The sequence below is a fragment of the Aeromonas sp. EERV15 genome, assembly GCF_900079845.1.
Lineage (GTDB): Bacteria > Pseudomonadota > Gammaproteobacteria > Enterobacterales > Aeromonadaceae > Aeromonas > Aeromonas sobria.
In genome coordinates this window covers 1-471 of record NZ_FKKY02000110.1, presented here as the reverse complement: position 1 = coordinate 471, position 471 = coordinate 1, and the positions used below count along the sequence as shown (strand labels likewise).

The following is a 471-nucleotide window of genomic DNA, read 5'->3' as shown; positions in this document are numbered from 1 at the left end:
AGGATCCCCGAGCCGGGCGACGCCTGCCCTCGCCAGCCCGGCTTGATCGCGGGACGAAACCGGTCGAAGTGCGCCTCGTACGAGGCCACCTCGCCGAGCAGGCCCTGCTCGATGCAGCGGCGCACGGTGAGGAAGTCCGCGTCCCAGCGGCGGTTCTGGAACACCGACAGGAGCCGGCCCTTCCGCGCGGCCAGCGCGATGAGCTCGTCCGCCTCGGCGCTCGTGTTCGTGAACGGCTTGTCGACGACCACGTGCTTGCCCGCCTCGAGCGCCGCGCGCGCCTCCATGCGGGCCAGCGCCGCGCCGATGCAGAAATGGATGCCGTGCCCGAACTGGAGCCCTCCGTGCGAGCCGCGGTGCAGGTCGAACCGGTCCGGATCGGGGTACTGCCGCTCGTCCCGGTTGGCCGAGGCCACGAGCGCGAGCACCAGCGCCCCGGCGGGCACCGTCGCCCCGCCGAGGGAGACGTCC

Annotated in this window: 1 protein-coding gene; it reads right to left on the bottom strand. The window is 73.5% G+C overall.

The annotated features are described in order from the left end of the window. Window positions 1–471 (bottom strand): cytochrome P450 (locus BN4575_RS22830; protein ID WP_218060800.1); only part of this gene is annotated, 471 nt, incomplete at both ends.